General features: G+C 54.4%; 13 protein-coding genes and 1 pseudogene. 4 read left to right on the forward strand and 10 right to left on the reverse strand.

The genetic code is table 11. The features are described from left to right. Positions 1 to 15: 15 nt before the first annotated feature. The 3 genes from U5A08_RS19835 to U5A08_RS19845 form a co-directional block, all read right to left on the reverse strand. Entirely contained in the window at positions 16 to 1,785 is a 1,770-nt protein-coding gene (locus U5A08_RS19835) for an alkaline phosphatase D family protein (RefSeq protein WP_321848237.1), read from the reverse strand. A 5-nt stretch (positions 1,786 to 1,790) separates the two neighbouring features. Then, entirely contained in the window at positions 1,791 to 2,915 is a 1,125-nt protein-coding gene (locus U5A08_RS19840) for a DUF4062 domain-containing protein (protein ID WP_321848238.1), read from the reverse strand. 198 nt (positions 2,916 to 3,113) lie between these two features. Further along, positions 3,114 to 3,569 (reverse strand): Lrp/AsnC family transcriptional regulator, encoded by a 456-nt coding sequence (locus U5A08_RS19845; RefSeq protein ID WP_040266815.1) that lies wholly within the window; start codon positions 3,567 to 3,569, stop codon positions 3,114 to 3,116. A 133-nt stretch (positions 3,570 to 3,702) separates the two neighbouring features. Here U5A08_RS19845 and U5A08_RS19850 point away from each other — a divergent pair, with 133 nt between their 5' ends. The 3 genes from U5A08_RS19850 to U5A08_RS19860 are packed head-to-tail and all read left to right on the forward strand — an operon-like array spanning position 3,703 to position 5,649. Then, positions 3,703 to 4,326: a LysE family translocator gene (locus tag U5A08_RS19850; protein ID WP_425262810.1), complete on the forward strand. Its 624-nt coding sequence runs from the start codon at positions 3,703 to 3,705 to the stop codon at positions 4,324 to 4,326. Between the two features lie 22 nt (positions 4,327 to 4,348). Beyond that, the gene (gene panB, locus U5A08_RS19855) at positions 4,349 to 5,182 is read left to right on the forward strand and encodes a 3-methyl-2-oxobutanoate hydroxymethyltransferase (protein ID WP_040266819.1); all 834 of its coding nucleotides are present in this window, start codon (positions 4,349 to 4,351) and stop codon (positions 5,180 to 5,182) included. Between the two features lie 17 nt (positions 5,183 to 5,199). Next, on the forward strand, positions 5,200 to 5,649 hold the full coding sequence (locus U5A08_RS19860; RefSeq protein WP_321848242.1) for a MaoC family dehydratase: 450 nt from the start codon (positions 5,200 to 5,202) through the stop codon (positions 5,647 to 5,649). Between the two features lie 279 nt (positions 5,650 to 5,928). Here the strand turns inward: U5A08_RS19860 and tnpC (U5A08_RS19865) are convergent, their stop codons facing one another. The 6 genes from tnpC (U5A08_RS19865) to U5A08_RS19890 form a co-directional block, all read right to left on the reverse strand. Next, positions 5,929 to 7,455 (reverse strand): IS66 family transposase, encoded by a 1,527-nt coding sequence (gene tnpC / locus U5A08_RS19865; RefSeq protein WP_321848244.1) that lies wholly within the window; start codon positions 7,453 to 7,455, stop codon positions 5,929 to 5,931. Between the two features lie 434 nt (positions 7,456 to 7,889). Then, complete coding sequence (locus U5A08_RS19870; protein WP_321848246.1) at positions 7,890 to 8,915, reverse strand: IS110 family RNA-guided transposase; 1,026 nt, start codon at positions 8,913 to 8,915, stop codon at positions 7,890 to 7,892. Between the two features lie 70 nt (positions 8,916 to 8,985). Next, positions 8,986 to 9,201: an IS66 family insertion sequence element accessory protein TnpB gene (tnpB, locus tag U5A08_RS19875; protein ID WP_265532447.1), complete on the reverse strand. Its 216-nt coding sequence runs from the start codon at positions 9,199 to 9,201 to the stop codon at positions 8,986 to 8,988. Then, positions 9,198 to 9,521: an IS66-like element accessory protein TnpA gene (gene tnpA, locus U5A08_RS19880; RefSeq protein WP_321848249.1), complete on the reverse strand. Its 324-nt coding sequence runs from the start codon at positions 9,519 to 9,521 to the stop codon at positions 9,198 to 9,200. Before tnpA ends, tnpB begins: the two co-directional genes overlap by 4 nt. 963 nt (positions 9,522 to 10,484) lie before the next feature. Next, on the reverse strand, positions 10,485 to 11,654 hold the full coding sequence (locus U5A08_RS19885; protein ID WP_236216022.1) for a nucleotidyltransferase domain-containing protein: 1,170 nt from the start codon (positions 11,652 to 11,654) through the stop codon (positions 10,485 to 10,487). Positions 11,655 to 11,700: 46 nt separating this feature from the next. Further along, positions 11,701 to 13,287 (reverse strand): SAVED domain-containing protein, encoded by a 1,587-nt coding sequence (locus U5A08_RS19890; protein WP_321848253.1) that lies wholly within the window; start codon positions 13,285 to 13,287, stop codon positions 11,701 to 11,703. Positions 13,288 to 13,745: 458 nt separating this feature from the next. On the opposite strand from U5A08_RS19890, the pseudogene tnpC (U5A08_RS19895) reads away from it, so the two are divergent. Next, positions 13,746 to 14,364: pseudogene (gene tnpC / locus U5A08_RS19895) on the forward strand (IS66 family transposase); the annotation flags it as partial. Between the two features lie 51 nt (positions 14,365 to 14,415). Here the strand turns inward: tnpC (U5A08_RS19895) and U5A08_RS19900 are convergent. Next, complete coding sequence (locus U5A08_RS19900; RefSeq protein ID WP_261754000.1) at positions 14,416 to 16,404, reverse strand: hypothetical protein; 1,989 nt, start codon at positions 16,402 to 16,404, stop codon at positions 14,416 to 14,418. Positions 16,405 to 16,876 lie beyond the last annotated feature (472 nt).

Genomic DNA, 16,876 nt, shown 5'->3' on the forward strand with positions numbered 1-16,876 from the left:
TGCAAATGAGGAGTTCTACTTCTGAGCCGGATGCACCGCTTGCAGATGGTTGGAAAAACCTGCCTCAGTTTCACAACGCCAGGTCGCCCACAGCTTGCAACCCGTCTCGCCTCCCATGTCCAATTCAAACGCCAACCAGTTCCGGGCCGGCATCACATACCGATTAAAACCCGGGAACAACATCATCTCGACACAGTGCTGCACATCAATGGATTGGACCTTGCTGGCTGTATGGTTCAGCAACTGAAGAAACAGCCGTTCGGCCACTCCAATCAGCGACGGATGCACCACACCTGACGAAGTAAATTGCTGAATCTGCGCCCAGTTCGACGTCGGTGGAATATCCCGACGATAGCAACTGCCCCACGCCGCGACATGCACGTCCCCAGAAGCAATGGATACACGCAGCATTCTCTTCTCAGCAATACGAGTCAGCGACTCTAGGAGTCGCTTACGCTCCCCCTCGTGATCCCCGTGCGACCAATGATCCTTAAGGTCATCAGCATTGCTGTCGAGCACATGATCCTGCCCAAACGTATCGAGCAACCCTTCAGCCAGCGACAATTTGGGGTGCGCGACCGGAACCGAGGACATGAAGATCAAGTGCTGACATTTGCTTCCCGGATGAGCAGGCTCACCGTCACGGAGCGTGTTGAGCCAAGTCTGCATAGCAGCCCAGGTATCGGCCCCCAGTACCTGGGTACGTGAACGCTCAGTGCGCAGATCAGCAACAAACAACGATACCGGCCCCAAGTGATAGCCGAAACTAAAGCCCGGTTGACCATCCAAGAGTGGCAAGGCCAATCGATCTCCCTTTAATCGGGCACTCCATTGCACCGGCTCATACTGTGGGTCCTGCTGGGAAACGTTTGCACGTTGGAGTAATTGCAATGGCGGCAGATCATCAAGGGCATGCTGCAACTGAAACACCCAGAACGCCTTGCGCGCATGACGCATCAGCACCTGGAACAACTCGCAGTGCTGCATAGCCGGACTGTAGGACCCCCAACCGTCGAAGATGTCATGGTCGTCCCACATCATCACCGTAGGAATTCTCGCCATCGCATCAGCGGCATCAAGGTTCAGCTTGGGGTGCCCCCAGTCACGCCGCGTATCTGGCAGCCAACGATTGGCATAGAGCCCGAAATAGTAGGACTCGATCTCTTTCTCCAGCGCCGCACTTACCTTGAACGCCAATTGCTCCTTGCGCGACAGTCCGACCCATTTCTTGAGGGACTTCACATCCTCCCAAATCGAGTCAAAGTAAATTTGGTCTCCCCCCATCAGCATCAATTGGAACCGCTTCAAGCCCTTGTCATGAATTCGTCCTTCATGCCAAAGCTGTTCCTTGTCCAGCACGTAACCTGCAGCACGCAAGTCACTGTCATGATTGCTGATCAGATCAGTCCAGACGGCGTTTTCAGGGCGCACCAACTTGCGCATCCCACTAGGGTCCGAAAAACCATTGCAAGAGACGTAGGCCATTCTTGGGGCATAGTCTCGACCGGGAATGGAGAACTGCCATTGCGGCCCTTCCTGCCCTACACCAAACTTTATTGTTCGCTCCTGCGCCTGCTGATCACAGCTCAGGTCGTAACGAAGGATGGTTTCTTTCGGGCGCTCCAGCAAAACCTTCGGCGCCGGACAAACGTGGCCGTCAACAGAAAGAACAGGAAATGCGGCGCCAGCTACAACTCCGACCAACGCGGTCACCTGCCACTGCCCGGTTTTGCTGACGCCTCGGAAGGACAATACTGGCCCCACAGTAAAAAGTGCTTTTGACATCCCTGTTATCTCCCTTCAAGTTCGGCGGCAATAACTTTGACAATCTTGGCGCGTGAAGCGGCTCTCTTGGCCAGAATTTGCGCTTCGCCTGTTTGATCCAACCATTCCCTAAAACGCTGGAGCGCGTGGCGCGTTTGCGACGCATCGCGACAGTTGCCCAGGAAAGCAAACTGTACTTTCTGCACATCATCAGCGACAAAAATACCGAAGGAACCGCTGACAACCGTAGCATCAGGAAAGCCTAACAACGCAGTGGCCTGAGTCTCTGTCGCTCCACGGTGACAGGCGATTAAATGCAACGGTCCTTCTGCACCTTTCAACAGACCAGCATGCTCATGGTCACGCAGAAAAGGCTTACCCACCAGCTCACGCGCAGCAGCAACCGTGAACGCAGCCGGGATTGCATGGACAAACACAACGACATTCGCTCCAGCAATTGGAACAATGGCGAACGCTTCGCTAGCAGGGACTTTGCCACCATTGAGCGCCTGCAGTAACACCGCTTCCATCGCTCGTTTGCGCTGACGGAAGTCCATCCGTGTCCAATCCAGCGCCTGGCCCATATCGAAACGGCTCGAAGCCGCAGCGGTTACACCACGCTGGGTCAGAACGACCAACGCATCGAGAAGCGCTTCCTGGACGCGGCTACGCAATTGCTCAACAGTTGAAACCATTCCCCCCCTGAAGGGTGTCTGTTGTGCAATAAAGGCCTGGAAGCGCTGATTACGTGCTGTCTCAGCTACCTGGCCATCGCCCGCAGGGATATTTGGCATAGCGATGAAGCGCACCTTCCCCCGAGTAGTGGCTAGTCCCTCCATGTACTCCGCATGGCAAATACCAATGTCGCCGTCACCACTAGCCCAGCCGGCATTGCCGTTGGACAGCACCAGTAGCACATCGCAATCCCTCACGGCTTGCAAACAGGCGTCCCAGCTGTCCTGCATTCCGTCCGCAGGAGGTGCATCTTCGTTAATCCAAACTTCAAATACCTGTTTGCCAAATAGCTTCGTGCCCTCTATCTCACGTTTGAGTTGCTCTCGGATATTGCTGAGCGTTTGAGCGCTGTCCGTGGGAAAGCGATCGTTACAACGACTGGACAGCATTACTTTGATTCTCTTTGACTGGGCCATCCCTGCTCCTGCCCCAATTCCGAGGCTTCAAAATTCTTTGATCAATGATTAGACGCGGCGTTGCCAGTGGTCGATTACCTGCTACAGACACGTCCGATTGGCGGCGCCTAAACACCTGCCCGGTTATTGGGCGCCGATTTGGTGACGTAATTGTAAGCGTCCGGTGAAGTCAGGTTGACACAACCGGATTCGTGGCGCTCATTCCAACGGCAGTGGGCGATCTGTGATGACGTGTTTCATTACCAAGGTCGAGGTTAGCCGCTGTACATTTGGCAGCCTCGATAGCTCCTCATCATAGAGCTTCTGAAACGCCGGAAGGTCTGCGGTTACGACCATTAGCAGATAGTCCGGATCACCAAACAGTCGTTGAGCTTGGACGATGTAGGGAATGCTTGGTAAGGCTTTTTCGAAGTCTGCTACGGCCTGCTGATGCCCTTCTTGTAACGTCACGAACACCAGTGAAGAGAAATTGAGCCCTAGCTCGGGGGCAGAGAGGTGGGCGCGGTATCCCTTGATCACTCCAGCCTCTTCTAAAGCGCGAACTCGTCGATGGCAAGGGGACAAGCTCAGCCCCACGCGCTCGGCCAAGTCCGTGAGTGACTGGCGACCATCTCCTTGCAGCTCCGCAAGAATCTTCCTATCAATTCGATCCATTTCGTAAAACCTTCCACGGCCTCAGGGCTCTGCGAGTAACTACGCAAGATAATAACACCAGACTTTCTTTATCCTTCTCTCTCAGTTTCTACCAGGGCCGAAGGTGCCGTACTGGTGATGAGCGAGAGGAAAATTGATCGTGAGCGCTTCTTTGATGATGGCCTTCTGGGCCGTTTCGTTTCTGTTTGTTATCACCCCAGGGGCTGATTGGGCTTACGCCATTTCAGCGGGTTTGCGAGGCCATACCGTGGTGCCTGCGGTATTGGGCATGCTCTCAGGCCATGTTCTCGCGACATTGATCGTAGCGGCGGGTGTGGGTGGCCTGCTGGTGAAAATCCCTTATGCGTTGTTGACGCTTACGCTGATGGGGGCTGCTTATCTCTTGTGGTTAGGCTTTAACATGCTGCTCAAACCCTCAGTTCCCGCTCAAGGGTACGCCGCAGATGATGGAGGCTGGATCACCTGGGCATTCAAGGGACTTTGTGTGAGCGGCCTGAACCCAAAAGTGCTGCTGCTGTTCCTGGCTTTGCTGCCTCAGTTTACTGATTCGTCTGCCGCTTGGCCGGTTGCAGTCCAGATCATTGCGCTAGGGCTCATCCATGCTTTCAGTTGCGGAGTCGTTTATCTGGCCGTGGGATATGGCGCCCGCGCAGTACTGACTTCTCGACCTGGGGCCGCGCTCAATGTAAGCCGCATCTCAGGGGCCGCAATGATTCTCATCGCTGTCGTCCTCGCGGCTGACCGGCTGACCGGCTGACCGTTTAATGGAAGGTAAACCAATGTCTGAACAGACCACCGCCCCCTACGCTAGCCAAAATCGTGGGCGGGTAAGAATTCCTCATCTACACCAGATGAAAGCGCGGGGCCAAAAATGGGCCATGTTGACCGCTTATGACATGTACACCGCAGCCATATTTGAGGAGGCAGGAATTCCTGTGCTTCTGGTCGGCGATTCAGCCGGTAACAACGTCTTCGGCTATGACTCGACCTTGGCAGTAACCGCTGACGAAATGTTGCCCTTGGTCAGCGCGGTCTCGCGGGCTACCAAGCGCGCATTGATCATTGCCGATCTGCCTTTTGGTTCGTACCAGGGGTCACCTGAGCAATGCTTCCATACAGCCGTGCGCTTTATGAAAGAAGGTGGCGCGCACGCCGTTAAGCTCGAAGGTGGAATTGAGATGCTCCCCCAGGTCGAGAAGCTGGTGGCCGCAGGGATTCCAGTGATGGCCCATATTGGATTCACTCCGCAGGCAGAGCATCAACTGGGCGGTTACCGTATCCAGGGCAAGGGCTCAGACGCGCAAAGGTTGATTGATTTAGGGATGGCTTTTGAGCGCGCAGGAGCGTTTGGCCTGCTCATTGAGATGGTGCCAGGCGAGGTTGCAAGCCGAATCACCGAGGCAGTTGGCATTCCCACCGTTGGAATCGGGGCGGGGAACGGCTGTGACGCTCAAGTACTGGTATGGCAGGACATGGCAGGTCTGCGGCAAGGTCAGTTGCCTCGATTCGTCAAGCAATACGCTGATGTGCGAAAGGTGTTGAATGACGCTGCTCAAGCCTTTGCTAAGGATGTGGAGTCAGGATCATTCCCAGGATCTGAGCACACTTTTTGATGCGGCAGGAGAGTCCAATGAACGCGATACGCCAGAGGGCGATTGAAGGGCTTGAACAGGGCGACACATTCGAGATCAAGCGCACCTTCTCGGAGGCGGACATCGTTCAGTTCGAAGCACTATCGCATGATCACAACCCAGTCCACTCCAATGCCGGATACGCTGTTGCTAAAGGTTTTGACGGCACCATCGCTCAAGGACTCCTTACTGCGACTTTGATCACCGAGATTGGCGGGCACTTGGGTTGGCTGGCTACATCAATGAGCTTCAAGTTCAAGCGGCCTGTCTATGTTGGGGAGGAGTTGACCTGCGTATGGACAATTGTCCGGATTGATGACCGACATCGAGCGGAAGCCGAAGTCATCGTGAAGAACAGCACCGGCCAAGCTGTGCTGCTGGCTGAAACTACAGGGGTGATTCCTAGCGAGGCTGAAAGGGCGGTTCTCGCGGCAACCCCAGGCGATTAGGTTTGGCCCGATGCTGTGATCAACGTATCCCACCGAACTCTGGAATAGACAGTTCAGCATGCATTATCTATTGAAACTCATTATCCGGCCTGGAACTGAACTGGCTGACAGCTGCTTCCTGATCCTGGCTTTTATTGTGGGTGGTGGTGCAGGAGCACTGTTGGCTCACAAAATATCCCTGGGAATCGGACTGCCTTTCGCGTTGTTCGCCACTCTAGTACTTCATCTGACGTGGCGGACACCAAATTGTAAGCTGTAGCCTGACTTACGTAACATAGGTCAGACCGGTACCCACTGATGCGGCAGCAATTGTCCGATCTCATTGGCTCGCTGCGTCGGTAGCCGCATCAGCACATCTTTGAGATAGGCATACGGATCATGCCCGTTCATGCGTGCCGACTGGATCAAGCTCATGATCGCTGCCGCTCGTTTGCCACTGCGCAGAGATCCGGCGAACAACCAATTGGAGCGCCCAAGCGCCCATGGCCTGATCGTGTTTTCGACCGGGTTATTGTCGATGGGCACAGCACCATCATCCAGGTAGCGCATCATCGCTACCCAGCGTTTCAGGCTGTAGTCCAAAGCCTTGGCCGTCGCCGAGCCTTCTGGCACAAGTTCGCGCTGAGCCAACATCCACTCATGCAGTTTCTTTGCGATGGGCTCCGCTATCTTCTGACGTAATTGCCTGCGGTCTTCATCGTTCATGCCTTTGGCTTGCCGCTCGATCTCGTACAGACCGCCGATTGAGTGCAGTGCCTGTTCGGCCAGTTGGCTTTTGTTTACCACATGCAGTTCGAAGAACTTACGGCGTGCGTGGGCCATGCAGCCAATTTCGGTGATGCCCAGCTCGAAGCTGGCCTTGTAGCCCGCGAAGTCATCGCAGACCAGCTTGCCTTTCCACGTGCCAAGGAAGTTACGTGCATGTTCGCCAGCACGGCTGGGGCTGAAGTCGTAGACCACGGCTTTCAGTGCCGAGAACGGCGTTGTGCAGTAAGCCCAGACATAGGCGCGGTGCGTTTTCTTCTCTCCCGGCGCCAACATCTGTACGGGAGTTTCATCGGCATGCACGACTCGCTGAGCCAACACCGCCTCGCGAAGGGCATCCGCCAACGGCTGGAGTTGTACGCCGGTTTGGCCCACCCACTGAGCCAGCGTTGAACGCGGGATCGCCAGGCCTGCTCGACCAAAGATCTTTTCCTGCCGGTACAGCGGCAGATGATCGGAGAACTTGGCCACCATTACATGAGCAAGCAGTCCAGCAGTAGGGATGCCCTTGTCGACGACTTGGGCGGGCACCGGTGCCTGGATCAGCGTTTCGCACTGGCGGCAGGCCCACTTCCCACGTACATGCTGCTCAACGGTGAACACGCCCGGTGTGTAATCCAGCTTCTCGCTGACGTCTTCGCCGATGCGCTGAAGCTGGCAGCCGCAAGCACACTGGGTGTTCTCTGGCTCGTGACGAATGACGGTGCGTGGGAACTGCGGCGGCAGCGGCGCACGCTTCGGCTTTTGGCGGGTTTCGTCCGACGCTGTGGCAGGACGAAGCGCGTCCAGTTCTGCCTCGATGGCCTCAATGTCGGTGTTGAGCATGTCATCCAGCAAGCTGCCTTGAGCCGGGCTGATCTGCTCGCTGCACTTGGCGAACTTGTGGCGTTTGAGGATGGCGATTTCGTGAGAGAGCTGTTCGATGATCGTCTCGTCACGATGGATCTTTCGGCCCATGGTGTCGACCTTCGATAGCAACTGCACAGCGAGTGCGCGCAGTTGGTCGGGTGTCATTTGGTCGAGATTGGGCGAGGAAGTCATGCCGTGGATTTTACCAAAGCAACTGATCCGCCACAGCTCAAAGGCAGGACTAAATCACTGTAATGACGCCGTTCACACCGACACGCTGCCAGGGTAAACCGAGCACCAGCGCTTGCAGTTGTTCAGCATCGAGTTCAACTTCCAGGCCGCGATGAGTACCAGGCCAGTGAAATCTATGGTCACCCCCATTTTTGCAATACTGATTAACGGGTGAAGTGGTTGGCTTGCTTAAATCTATCCGGCGTCTAATTGGGGTATGCCCCCGCGCCACGATGAGAGTCGCGCCCGACGAACCTTAAAAACTTGCTCGGCTTTTCTAGCTAGCCGGTTTCACTGTCAGGATCTTCGCCTGGCCGGTAGGCCGTTCATTTCATCTGTTGTTCAGTTATCGCAAAACCTGAAAGGTGAATCGTGGTACTGCAACAACCGCAGGGTCAGGCAGCCATGGTGCTTGCTCCTGCTTCATATTCGGTATGGTTGGCCGCTATTGCCCAGGCGATGCGCGCCAGTTTGTTGGCAAGCGCGCAGGCCACCACATTGGAGTGACGTCGCGTCAGCAACGAGCGCACCCAGTCAGCCAAGGGGCCCTTCTGGTGTTCCAGTCGCTGCATGTAAACCCTGGAACACTGAACCAACAACCGTCTGAGATTCTTGTCACCACGCTTGCTGATCCCCATCAAATTGGCTTTGCCGCCGGTGCTGTACTGCCTGGGTACCAAGCCGACAGACGCCGCAAAGTCACGGCTGCATCCGTACTGCTGGCCATCGCCCATTTCCACAGCCAGCAGGCTGGCGGTGATCGGCCCAACACACGGCATGCCCAGCAAACGCCTGCCCAGATCATCGTCGGCAAGCTGGCAAACCAGCTCTTTATCCAGCGCCTTGATCTGTTCATTCAAGTAGACAAAGTGATCGTGCAGACGCTGTAACAGCACCGTCAGCCGCACGGGCAGTTCGTGCTCCGCCAGAACGCAGGCCAAGCGCTTCATCATTGCCAACCCTTGCGGAAGGCTGACGCCGAACTCCAGCAGAAAACCATGCATCTGGTTGACTGCCTTGGTGCGCTCACCCACCAGCGATTCACGCAGACGGTGCAAAACAGAAAGCGTCTGCTGGGCCTCGGTCTTAGGCGAAACAAAGCGCATCGATGGTCGCGACGCGGCTTCACAGATCGCTTCGGCATCGACGAAATCGTTTTTGTTGCCCTTCACGAAAGGTTTAACAAACTGGGGGGAAATCAGCTTGGCTTGATGGCCCATAGCTGTCAGCTCGCGCGCTACGAAATGCGCACCAGCGCAGGCTTCCATCACCACGGTGCAAGCAGAAAGGTTGGGGAAGAACCGCATCATCTGCTGTCGGGAAAGCTTCTTGCGAAACAGCTCTCGACCGGTTTTGTCCTGGCCGTGCAGATGGAAGGAGTGTTTGCCGAGGTCGATACCGACCAGTGCCAAATCGCTCATGGTGATGGTCTCCGAATTAAAAGCACCCTGCGAAAGCGTAGCCCTCGCAGGGTGTGGGGTGACCATCTCATTACTTGCCTTGGTTTAACCGGCGTGCAGCAAGCCAGATGCCCACGCCATCGTGCACCAGCACCTTCATCCGGTTGGCTCGGCGGTTAGCGAACAGATAAGCGCAGTGCGGCTTCGCCGCACCGAACACCGCCACCACGCGGGCCAGCGCAGTTTCGGTGCCAGCGCGCATGTCCATGGGCTCGGTGGCGAGCCAGATAGCATCGATGCGTATCATTGCGAGAGGCTGCGGATAAAACGTGCGCAGCCGTCCGGGTCGGAGATTGGCCAGTTCACAGTGAGTGTTTGATGCCCGGAGGAAATATCGATGCGGGCTACAGCCTGTCGAACCGGTATCGCTGCGGCCTCAAGCTTCAACGGTATAAATGCAGGTAGGGTAGAAGCTTGTTGGTCGCGATAGAGGGAAATCCACTCTCGAACCAGATTGGTGTTGATGCCGTGTCGCAGGGCTATGCTGACAATTGATACGTCAGGGTTCAGGCACTCCTGGACAACTTGGGCCTTGAAGGGTTTGGGATAAGAGGTGCGCTGGCGCATGTTGTTCCTTGAATTAAGGGTGACGGTGTCCACGTATTTTTAGGTGGACACCATCGCCCTTAATCTGGGGATTCTGAAGGTGTGTTTGGCAGACGCTTACACGTAATTGCCGGGCTCAGGTGAGTTAAATGTTAGGTCGCATTTAGTACGCGATGCTGCTTATGCAGAGCGTTCGCTTTTGGCTATGGATTCAACCGTTGAAGGCGAATCATCTACGCATAGCTCCGCCCTGAGAGCATGGCTTTTGACAGTAACTGTTGGCGCTGAAAACGGCACCTAGTCGAGCCAATATTTCAAAATTGAATCAGGTTTAAATTTGTTCCTGAAGTTCTTTATAGGCTCGCTTGATATCCCATCGAGACAGAGATCCCCTCGCTCGATGTGCAGTTGCGTGTAGCCTACAACAAGCGAATCGACGGCCACACCCACATGGACACGGTAGCTTGTTAGCCCTTCTGCGCTTCCTTGAAAGCAGATCAAGCAATCCCATGAGGACGCCAGTATCCTTCACTCCAAATATCATCCTGTAGTCGTCGATCAGCCCCTGGGAACCATGTGCAAGCTCCCCAAAAGGAAAATTAGCAATGTCCCTCTCCCTTAACGACTGCGCATACAGAAATGGCACCAAACACAGCTCGACAAACCGAGTAAGCGTCGGTGTGGCACGCAGCTGCAGCCGTTGGCTAAGCGGTGATCCTAAGCACAATGAGCTATCCGGATTTACGTGATTGTCTCTGGAAGATGAAATTCTTCCTCCAGTCTCGTAGATGACAGGAAGCGCCTTGTCCAACCGATCAACGATGTCGATCCGTATTCGATACTCGTCAGTTATATTGGGAAGCCCCGCAGCTGACGCAGAAAATGGAAATCGGCCAACAAGTGAAATCGTTCCGTCCACCGTCGGCCGAAACCTCATACGCGGGTAATCGGCCAAGAATGATTCGATCATCGAACCATGCTTAATCAACCGTTGCTCCCCCAAGGGCGAGGCGGCTGGGAAACTACAATGGCTGGGGCGGCGACCTGAGCGGGTGCCGAAGCAATACCCAAAGCAGCGCTTGAAGTCGGGGTTTCGAAGCAGTCCTCAATATGCTCCACCAGACGCTGCCCATCCAGATCCCTAATTTGCCTGAAATCTTCAAGAGCTCGTCCAACCCAGAAATGGAAGTGCTCTTTCAATCGATCTTTCTCCCCCTCAGGCATCTTCCAGCGATCGGCGAAGTTTTCCTTAGGGTTCACCGGGTTCGGCACAGTGTCTGAATTACTGGCTACGAAAGCACTCAGGCCTGCGAGGCATGACGCCACAGCATCCTTTAACGAGCCGCCTGGTTGATAGGCTTGCGCCGCCAGCGTGGTGATGATGATCGAGATTGGTTTCGAGTCGGGATTGTCGCGGTACATCACATCACGATGGCGCTTGAGCAACTGTATTGCCCGCTGAAGATTCGTCTTTCGTTGATAAAATGGGACCTCATCAACTTGCGCTTCCAGCGTGACCAGCCCTTTCTCATACACTGGTTCTGATTTGGACTCGAACCATTTGCAATAGCCGTCCGGATTGCTAACCATCCAGCCAGCGTTGACGTCCTCATAATCTGGGCGCCGCCTGTCAGTAATGTAGATGGCAAGATTAGAAACGTCCCGAGCCAGTACCTGCTTGACGCCAAAGCTCTCCATGGTGATAGCCAGCTCTTGGCGCCTACCCTCCTCGACGGGAACCCCTGGGACAACATCCATGTGGAAACTGACGCCATCCTGGTAGTAGAGGCGCCAGCACCGATTCTTCTCTTCCAGAGCCTCCTGAATTCGCTTGGCCTCGCGGTATCCCTCCAACTCAATCCCCACCAGCTCCTTTAGATCCGACTGGCTGTGAGTCTGCGGGTAAACCCCTTCCCTCAATTTGCACGAGAGATCCAAGTCGTAACTCTCTCCCGCAAGCAACGGGCGAATGGCCGTCCCCAGAGCGAACGACCCTTGAACAAAAATATGAGGGTCGTTCTCGGCGACCGAGGACTCAGGCCGGCTGAACCACTCGCCCAGCGATTTGTATCGCTGTACCGCTTTCTCATAAGCACTAGGCGGAAGCTCCAGAGCCTCTACCGCGACAAGCAAGCTGCGTTCTTCGATGTCCATGTGGGGATTCCTCATGAAGGAGATGTTGAACAGATGTTGCGCGCAATCAGCAGGCATCCAACTGCAGCACGCTGCCGGGTGCATGCGGCGGCACGCTAATCGCGTGCCTGCCCAAGGTGAAGGCGTGGAAAGGCAAGGCTTTAGGAGCCATCTGATACATGTGAATTGGCGGGTGCAAACGCGACTGGAGTTTCATTCCGAGAGCAAAAATTGCTGCAGCCGGGGCGATGGTACAAATTGAGATTTCTGAGGCATGGAGCACATCAACGGCATACGCCCATGCCTCTTGGCAAGTATTTCTGAATCTCTCCATTGCCTCTTTCGGTGCCACAACATCAACACCGTAAGTGCTGGGAGAAATCCGAATGCGGGGCATGCTCAGCATTTCCGCCGTTAGCGCTACATCGGTTATTTCTGAGGTAATCTCCAGCGTGATCAAGACATGCGAGCCAACTTTCACATCAGAGGCCTTAGTCCACTCGAATTTCACAGGCGGTTCGGAATCGTCAGGACGCACCCAAGTTCCGGGGTTACGCCTGAAGCTAAACAGCTCTACTCGTCTCGCTTCACCGACCAGCCACCCGCCCAGCAGCATTGCTGGCATGTTGCCCAGCGGGAAGATTGCGAGTTCCTGAGCTTGAGCGCCGAACGCACCATCGCCCCTGATCGCGGTATGGATGTGAAGGATTTGTGCCCGGAAAACTCGTAAGAAGTTAGCCCAATATCCTGGATCATTTACATCGTTCCCACCTTGGGCATCACGCAGAAGATATTCGGCCACTCGCTCGTTCACAGGCGTGAGGTGGGCCGCCAATAAAGCCTTTCGGGCATCGTGCTGTGAGAATGTTGTTGTGCGACCGGCGATGTCACCAATGAATGCCAAGGCATGCACGATCGGGTAAGACAATGTCGCAGCTTGGTTGGTACGCCAGTTGACCCTGGTGGCGACCATTGCTTCAAGTCGTTCCCGGCTAAAGCTATCTGGATCAACTTTGTCGATCAGCCGGTGATGGATATCGCAACACAGCATGATGTTCGAAGGTGACTGCGCCAGTTCCGCTGACAAGTGATCATCACCGCGCGGGCCTTTTGGCTTGGCTGCAACGATGTGGGCGAGGTAACCGTAGTACCCATAGTTGCCCAGGTTGTCCCTGAACAACTCCGCAGGGCAGCCCTCGAATTCACAGATCCCGGCCGACCTTGCGTAAACCCAATTGATGACTTCACCCGGCAGGTTGGGGCGCTTCATGTCTTCGAGCAGAGAATCGCGCTGTTTCAGAAATGTTTGGATGGCTTTCTTGGTTGCCTTAGCGGGCACGAGAGCGAGCAATTTGGCGGCGAACAACTCAGTGTTAACAGATACATGCGGGACGTCGTCCACCATCGCGTATTCAAGCTTGGGGACGATTTTCTTGTCGCTTGCCCATTGCAATACCAAGTCTCTGGATAAGACTCCAAAATCCCCCGTAATGGCTTCTAACGGATCAGCAGTGGTTGCTTCGAACCGAAAAAAAGCAAATCTCCAGCCATCGGTTTCCGTCGCCAGAACCACGCGGTTGGTCGAGGAGTGCTGCCATGCCTCAAGCGCGGCACGTAGCTGTTGGTCATACATCGCATCAAGAGGTACCGACACATACCACCCCTACTACCTGCCAAGGTCATAGAAACCAAACAAAAATTTTCAGCTCATGTTCCTAGCGGCGAAGATCAGTTAGCTTTCGAAAAATATGCCATCACCAGACCGTAAACACAATATATACCAATAGAAAAAACATATAGCACAATATGTAGTGCTAAGCGAGAAAGAAGGAAAAACGCACCTACTGCGCGCACAATGCCATCACTGTACATAAAACCACAAGAAAAGGGGAAGTAATTAGATCCATTTCTCAATACGCATCCCGATCTGCAATGTTGGCTTGAGATAGCTCAACCGCTCTTGAAATGTCGCAATCTTTCATTGAGAGAGACAGCACGCGAAACAGCGAAGGCGCTTACTTCGGCCTCGTCCCACCACACAGAGCAGACGATCCGTACCACAAAAAATTGGCTATGTGGGCGTAGACACATGCGGGTGGGCGGCGGGATAGCGGCTACGTGTTGGCCGATGATTACGCCGGTTACAACGTGTCGGGCGCACAGGATGGCATAGAGCGTTTAGGCTGCTGGGCGCATGCTCGACGCAAGTTGTCGACGCACAAAAGTGTAATCCAAAGGCAAGGCGGGACGTGCCGACATCGCGCTTAACCTGATCAACAAGCTGTATGGCATCGAGCGCGACTCGAAGGCCAGCAGCGACGCTGACCGTAAAACCGGTCGTCAAGAACACAGCCTGCCGATACTTACAAAGTTGAAAAGCTGGATTGAAAAAACGCAACCACAAATCACTGCTCAGAACGCCCTGGGCAAAGTCATCAGTTACCTCGCTAGCAACTGGAGCAAACTCGAGGAAGGCTACTTACCGCTCGACGACAACGCCGCTGAGCGCGCGATCCGCCCCTTCATGATCGGAAGAAAGAACTGGCTGTTTAGCGACACGCCCAGAGGCGCGACGGCAAGTTCTCAACTTTATAGTCTGGTAGAGACTGCGAAAGCCAATGGCTAGAAGCCCTATGCGTGGATGCGCCACGCACTTGAGCGTTTGCCGATGGCATCCTCAGTTGAGGACTCTGCGATAACTAAATTGCCCCACAGTGAATCAATCAGATAAGGACATCATCAAAAATATGCACCGAAGACCGACCATGTTCTTTCGGTAAAGTCATGCGCGCTTCGTGTGACGGCGCACCAGCAAGCCATCGTCCCGGACGCGCGCAAACGGAAGCATCCAAAGTTGGACTGCTTCGCGATCCGAAAGACAAAGAAAATCATCAGCATCACCGAGTAACTCAAGCATTGCCCGAAACACGTAATCGACTACATGGCAGCTGGAAACTACCGCGCCCGATTCAATACGCTGATGGATCATTTCAATGAGTTCCGCATGACTAGATGGACGCTTGTCCAAGCTCAAGGAAGAGGCCACGTACCCAGGAAAGCCACGGTTGTGCCCCGCGATGAGCGCCACGGCCCTGTGAAGGTTTTCCACTTCCTGCCGGCGAATGTACGGCCTCACTGAGTCAACAGATACCGATGTGAAAAAAGCCCGCAAGGCTTCTACGCTTTGCACGATACCTGTGGTCCAACCACCATCGTGCAAAAGAGCTGGCTGTCGGAGATCTCGAACAACAAATATCTCGTCCAGGTAGTGCAAGAAACGCTTGGCATCTTTGGCATGCCAAAATCGCAGCCACCAAGAGCCATATTCTCGCAAGAAAACCCGTCGCTTAACCTCGGGAAGCAACGTGTCATTCAACCAGTGAAAAGCATATTCACAAGACCACCATCCGCTGGGCGAAGGAGAGCGATACGTTAAGGTGTCCGGGGCCCACAACAAAGTTACGCTGTCCTCGGAAAAGAAGTCTCCTGCTTTCGACGCGTAGATCAAGGCGTGATACCCGTCTTCATAAATTCCCACAGGCTTTTGATGAAAAGGTTTGAGAAATTCTGAATGGCCATCGAAGATGTGCCATGGCGACGATCCACTCGCATAATCGTGCTCCTCGGTGAATCGTCCGATCTCTCTCCAGACATCCTTACGAAGTGAGGCCATGGCGACCTTGTGCGATCCTCCCCAATCTAGAAATGGGAAATCTACCGCCGACCACGTGCCCTCCAAAGCCATCAGGGCATCGCGCATGACTTTGGTCATAAGGTCGGCCACGCCTGCCAGCTCCTGAACAACCTTTTCTTCGAGGGTCAACCTGCAATTGGGTAGATTAATCAGGTACTGATGTGTCTCGCCAGGCATCTTTCCTACAATGAATGAACGGCCTTCGCTCGAAAGCGGCGCCTCGGATGAAAATAGAAAACTCTTCAAGAGCCATTCGTGACTCACGGTAAGAGTAACGCCCCTGAGATTATCCTGGTGGAAGTCAAAGGCAGCGGACGCGCTGGCAGAGGTGTAATCAGGCAAAAACAGACTTACCGAGAACCATGGCCCTTTGTAGAACCAGTGCCGGCCGTTGTGACTGATTGTCCTGTAGGTATCAATGACACGCGAAGACGGGCCTAACATGCTTCGGTCATGCGTCTCTGCCTGGCCTACCGAGATGTCATCATCACGCAATATGTTGTCAGTCAGCCCGCCAGATTGCTCGATTACTTCCCTCGCCTTTCGCGCCACCCGCTTCCGAGGATCGAACACAGCCTTGGAAACAAGATCAACAAACCCAGTACGCTCCATCCACAGATTGCCGAACGCCTCCGCCTGGGCACCAGGGAAAAACTTCGACAACAGATCCGGGTGGGCCTGGATTTTTTGGGTCAAATGGAGAGCCGTCCATAACTCCCCCTCGATTCCAGCCGCCCTCAAACGTTGCCTTTCGACATGCCATCTACCCGCCAAATTACCAAGGTCAGGCTGCGCCAAGATAAGTGTGAATGACGATGCCGCGCCGCTCCAGCCGCGCTGAAGAAAACTGTCGATTGCCTCAGTGAGGCGAGTGGCGTCGAATTTCTTCCAAGCTTTGCATTCGTAGATATTCAGTTTATTAGCAAATCGCTCGTCATAGGCAAAGAGATCGATTCCGTCTTGCTTGGAGCCATTTCGACCAACTCGTTGGCAGCCCCGAAGTGTTTGCTCCTTGCTCAGCAACCACCAGCAGAATTGCTCGAAGGAAGCTGCCGGCATCGCGGTAAAGTCGAGCACAAACTCTCCCCTAGGAAATAAACGGTTCACTGGTTGGACCGTCGCCTCCGCGTCAAGGTGTTCTGGCCACTCCTGAGGCAGCTCATCCTGGAGTTGAGACCCGTCCAAAATCTTTTCTGCGAGATATTGATGTGGCTCCAAAATACGTCCTCGAATATCCTCACTGCCTAAACGTTGGCAGGCGTCATTGATAATCGGACAGACGATACCGGCTATCAAGAGATTGCATGTACGCGTTTCTTATATTATCTCTTACAATGAACGCGCTTCACTCACACGCACAATGCCATTTGCGTATCGACGCATCGATTTGCGTTGTGCCCAGCCGATACCTAGCACGAATCTCGCTCCTTTTATTGCGTGAGCCCTTCGCGGGCAGGACACGGCCACGCGCTTGAATAGCAAAGCTATTTAGATCTATGAGATTCGTGGGAATAGATTTGGGAATATTTTTTTGCATGCATGAAAACCC

Source organism: Pseudomonas paraveronii, assembly GCF_963681955.1.
In the GTDB taxonomy this organism is placed as follows: Bacteria; Pseudomonadota; Gammaproteobacteria; order Pseudomonadales; family Pseudomonadaceae; genus Aquipseudomonas; species Aquipseudomonas paraveronii.